4 protein-coding genes are annotated in these 4,810 nt (G+C 72.4%); 2 read left to right on the forward strand and 2 right to left on the reverse strand.

The window, feature by feature from the left end:
• Both IE312_RS43405 and IE312_RS36415 read left to right on the forward strand, forming a co-directional pair.
• The coding region (locus tag IE312_RS43405) for a uracil-xanthine permease family protein (RefSeq protein ID WP_306419867.1) at positions 1-829 on the forward strand (829 nt) is incomplete at its 5' end.
• A gap of 79 nt (positions 830-908) precedes the next feature.
• On the forward strand, positions 909-1,595 hold the full coding sequence (locus tag IE312_RS36415) for a DUF5995 family protein (protein WP_189986603.1): 687 nt from the start codon (positions 909-911) through the stop codon (positions 1,593-1,595).
• 75 nt (positions 1,596-1,670) lie between these two features.
• On the opposite strand, the gene IE312_RS36420 is transcribed toward IE312_RS36415, so the two are convergent.
• Together IE312_RS36420 and IE312_RS36425 are read right to left on the reverse strand one after the other, a co-directional pair.
• The gene (locus tag IE312_RS36420) at positions 1,671-3,368 is read right to left on the reverse strand and encodes a flavin monoamine oxidase family protein (RefSeq protein ID WP_189986604.1); all 1,698 of its coding nucleotides are present in this window, start codon (positions 3,366-3,368) and stop codon (positions 1,671-1,673) included.
• Positions 3,369-3,429: 61 nt separating this feature from the next.
• Positions 3,430-4,218 carry a carbon-nitrogen hydrolase family protein gene (locus IE312_RS36425; RefSeq protein ID WP_189986605.1) on the reverse strand — a complete coding sequence of 263 codons (789 nt, stop codon included), beginning with the start codon at positions 4,216-4,218 and terminating at the stop codon, positions 3,430-3,432.
• Positions 4,219-4,810 lie beyond the last annotated feature (592 nt).

Below are 4,810 nucleotides of genomic sequence, written 5' to 3' on the forward strand. Positions count from 1 at the left end.
CCTGGTCTTCGGGTACGGCATCTCCTGGGCGTCCGACCGGATCTTCGGCCGGATCCACTCGACGGGTCCGGACGGCAAGGTCACCGACCACTGGCGGCTGGACCTCTCCGGCGTCACCAAGGCCGACTGGATCGGTCTGCCGCACTTCCACGGGCCGTCCTTCCAGTGGTCGGCGGTCCTGGTCGCGCTGCCGGTGGTCATCGCCCTGGTCGCCGAGAACGCGGGCCACGTCAAGGCGGTCGGCGAGATGACCGGCGACCCGCTGGACGACAAGCTCGGTACGGCCATCTCGGCGGACGGTGTCGCCTCCGTGCTGTCGACGGCCGTCGGCGGCCCGCCGAACACCACCTACTCGGAGAACATCGGCGTGATGGCCGCGACCCGCGTCTACTCCACCGCCGCCTACTGGGCCGCCGCCTGCTTCGCGCTGCTCTTCGGCGTCTGCCCCAAGTTCGGCGCGGTCGTCGCCGCGATCCCGGGCGGTGTGCTCGGCGGCATCACCGTGATCCTCTACGGCATGATCGGCCTGCTCGGCGCGCAGATCTGGCTGCACGCCGAGGTGGACCTGCGCAACCCGCTGAACCTGGTGCCGGCCGCCGCGGGCATCATCATCGGCGTCGGCAACGTCACCCTGAAGTTCACCGACACCTTCTCGCTCAGCGGCATCGCCCTGGGCACCCTCGTGGTCATCACCGGCTACCACGCGCTGCGTGCCTTCGCCCCGGCCCACCTCAAGCGGCAGGAACCGCTGCTGGACGAGGGCACCTCCGCCTACGACAGGGGGGCGGACCCGGCGCCGGACACCGGGGCGCCGCGCCGCGAGCCGTAGGCCCCGGGGGTTCCCCCGTTCCGGCGAAGCACCGGGCCGGTCGGCACGCGGGCCGGCCCCGGACTGGGACCCTTCCCCCATGGCCCAGCCGGAACTCCTCACCGCCCCCGTCGGCGCCGTCGTCGCACGGATGCGCGCGCTCGACGCGGCCCTGCCCGCCCGGGACGGTGTCGCCGTGTTCAACCGCGTCTACCTCGCCGTGACCGAGGAGGTCGACCGGCGCCTGCACGCCGGGGAGTTCCCCGACCCGCGCGCGGCGGCCGCGCTGGACGTGCGCTTCGCCGAGCGGTACCTGGCCGCGGTCGACGCGGCGGCCGCCGACCGCCGGCCGCCCGCCTGCTGGCGGCCGCTGTTCCAGCTCCGCCGCCACCCCGGGGTACGGCCCCTGCAGTTCGCGCTGGCCGGCATCAACGCCCACATCGGCCACGACCTCGCGCTGGCCGTGGTCGACGCCTGCCGGACGCTCGGCTGCGCACCGGCGGACCTGGAGGACGAGTTCGAGCGCGTCGGCGATCTCCTCGTGTCGCTGGAGGAACGCGTCCGCGAGGACCTGATGCCGGGCCCCGACCTGCTGCAGATCGCCGACCCCCTCACCCACCTGCTGGGCTCCTGGAGCCTGGAGCGGGCGCGGGACGCCACCTGGGCCGCGGCCCGGGCACTGTGGGCGCTGCGGCACTGCGCCGACGTGGCCGAGGAGCTCACCGAACGGCTGGACGCGGCGGTGGGTTTCGCGGGCCGGATGCTGCTGACGCCGCTGGCCGACTGAGGCACCGGGGGTTGGAAAAGGCGCGGGCGGCCGGAATCCGTGGCCGGCCGCCCGCGCCTTGGTCGGTTCCCCGGGTCAGTCCTCGGGAAGCTCCACCGGGGCGATCTCGTCGTAGACGTCGCCCGGACCCGGGTTCGTCTCGTCGGTCCGCCCGCCGAAGTGGTGCATGACGCCCCACACCGCGTTCAGCGCGGTCTGGATGGCGCCCTCGGCCCAGCCGGCCGTCCAGGAGATGTCGTCGCCGGCGAGGAAGATGCCGCGCTTGTCCGCGGGCAGCCGGTCCTGCATGAAGTGCGTGAACAGGCGCCGCTGGTAGCGGTAGTGGCCGGGCAGGTTGGCCTTGAAGGCGCCCATGAAGTAGGGCTCGTTCTCCCAGGAGACCGTCACCGGGTTGCCGATGATGTGCTTCCTGATGTCGACCTTCGGGTAGATCTCGCCGAGCGACTTCAGCATGACCTCCATCCGCTCGTTCGCGGACAGCGGCAGCCACTTCAGGCTGTCGTCGCACCAGGTGTAGGACAGGCAGATCACGGCGGGCTTGTCCGGGCCGTCGTCCAGCAGATAGGTGCCGCGGGTCATGCGGTCGGTGAGCGTCATCGACATGACGTCCCGGCCCGTCTCCTCGTCCTTGTCCAGCCAGAACGGCCGGTCGACGGGGACGAACAGCTTCGAGGACTCCATGTAGTGGGTGCGCTCGATCGCCGTCCAGTGGTCGATCGGGAACAGCGAGTCGTCACAGGCGATCTTGGACAGCAGCATCCAGGACTGGGCGGTGAAGATCGCCGCCTGGTAGGTGCGGATGTCGCCGTTCGCGTCCGTCACGGTGATCCGGTTGCCGGCGGTGCGGTGCAGCCGGGTCACGGCCGGCAGCGGCTTGCCGCCCTCGTGCAGGGTGGCGAGCGAGGTGCCGTACGGCCAGTGGACGATCTTCTCCGGCTCGCGCTCCCACAGGCGCAGCGGCAGCTGCTGCGAGCCGCCGACGATGCCGCGGTGGTGGTCGTCGGCCTCGGTGTAGACGACGCGGAGGATCTCCAGGATGGAGTTCGGGAAGTCGGTGTCCCAGCCGCCGGTGCCGAAGCCCACCTGGCCGAAGATCTCCCGGTGCCGGAAGGACTTGAAGGCCTCGGAGTCGCAGAGGAAGCCGTAGAAGGTCTGGTTGTCGAGCTTCTCGACCAGCTGCGACCAGATCTCGCGGATGCGCGGCACGTCCCGCTCGCGCATCGCGCGGTTCATGTCGGAGAAGTCGGCACCCTCCTCCAGGCACTTGCCCCACGCCTCGGCGACGTCCCGGTACACCTGGGGCAGGTCGTCGATCGTCTCGGCGTAGTGCGACTCGCCCTTGAGGTCGACGACGGTCGACGGGGTGGCCTCGGCCAGCGGGTTCGGGAACGGCCTGGTCTCCAGGCCGACCAGGTCGATGTAGTGCTGCAGCGCGGTGGAGGACGGCGGGAAGCGCATCGCGCCCATCTCGGCGGTCAGCGAGTCGTCGCAGCCCTCGAAGCCGACCGTGCGGAGCCGGCCGCCGATCTGGTCGGCCTCGTAGACGACGGGCTTGAGGCCCATCTTCATCAGCTCGTAGGCGGCCACGATGCCGGACAGGCCGCCGCCGATGACCGCGACCTCGGTGCCGTGCTCGGTCGCCGGTATCTGGCCCAGGCCCGCCGGGTGGGCGAGGAAGTCGTCGTAGGCGTAGGGGAAGTCCGGGCCGAACATGGTGATCGGCGGCTGCTGCTCGTCGGTGTGCTCGACGGCGTTGGGCACCGTGGACGTCATGGGGTACGGACTCCTTGCGCGAAAGAACTCGGGGGGAAGTTCGGGGGGAAGCTCAGGGGATTCAGACGAGGGACCCGTACAGACCGGGGCGGCGGTCCTTCAGGTACGGGTTGGCCTCACGGGAGGCGGCGAGGAAGGCGGGGTCGACGTCGGCGACGATCAGCTCCTCGCCGCGGCCGGCGCGGCTGCGGGCGATCCCGTCGGGTCCGGCGAGGGCGGACAGCCCGAAGAACTCGAACTCGCCCTCGGCGCCGACCCGGTTGACGTACGCGACGTACATCTGGTTCTCCCAGGCCCGCACCGGCACCATGGCCTCGGCGACGAACTGGAACGGGTGCATGTTCGCCGTCGGCACGACGAGCAGGTCGGTGCCGGCCAGGGCGTGGGCGCGGGCGTTCTCCGGGAACTCGACGTCGTAGCAGATCATGATGCCGACCGTCAGGCCGCCGAGCCGGGTCTGGACGAGGGACTGCTCGCCCGGGGCGAAGTGCTCGCGCTCGGCGCAGCCGAAGAGGTGGGTCTTGCGGTAGTTCGCGAGCCGGGTGCCGTCGGCGGACACCATCTGGGCGGAGTTGTAGACGGTCTCGCCGTCCCGCTCCGGGTAGCCGTACACGACGGCGAGCCCGTGCCGGGCGGCGATCTCGGCGATCGCGTCCGCGGAGGGGCCGTCGGCGGGCTCGGCGAGGCGCGCGATGTCGTCGCCGATCGCGTACCCGGTGAGGAACATCTCCGGCGCCGCCAGCAGCGCGGCACCCGCGGCGGCGGCCCGGCCGGCGGCCTCGTCGAGGACCTTGAGGTTCTCGACGACGGAACCGGGGCGGCCGGAGCTCTGGAGCAGGGCGGTGCGCATGGGGCATCCTCACCGGAACGGGAAGTATGGGGTTCACAAAGAAGGTACGGTCGGCGCGCTCGGCCGGACAAGCAGGAGCCGTTGCGCGCCGGTGCGCGGTTCGTTGCGTGCGGCGGGGACCGGACGGCGATTCGTTGCGTGCCCGTGGCCGGCGGCCCGGCCCCCCTCGCCGGGACCCCGCGCAGGCGGCCCGTCGCCGCTCGGGGGCGGCGTACCGGACCCGCGCCTGACGTGCGCGGACGCCGAGCCACGGCCCCCGCTCCCGCTGGGCGGAGCGGCGCGGGCCCCACCCGTCGACCCCCGTCGACACACCTACGGTCTTCCGCCTGGCAGCGGACGGACCGGGCCGCACGCGGGTGAGCGCGCAGGCCCGGGCCGAGTTCCCCCGCTGGAGCGGGAGGCTGGAACGGGAGGCTGGAGCGGCTCGCGGGGACAGGTACCGGCGGGCACGCCGCCGGTGTGCACCGCCCGCCGCGGCCCGTCGGCCGCGTTCCCGGCTCCGGCTCCGGGCCCTGGGGCGTGTCTTTCGGATCAGCCCGACTCGGATCGGCGGTGCCTTGTCGGTGCCGGTGAGCGGGGCTCGGTGCGTGCG

Origin of the sequence: Streptomyces capoamus, assembly GCF_014654935.1 — a bacterium.
GTDB classification, from domain to species: domain Bacteria; phylum Actinomycetota; class Actinomycetes; order Streptomycetales; family Streptomycetaceae; genus Streptomyces; species Streptomyces capoamus.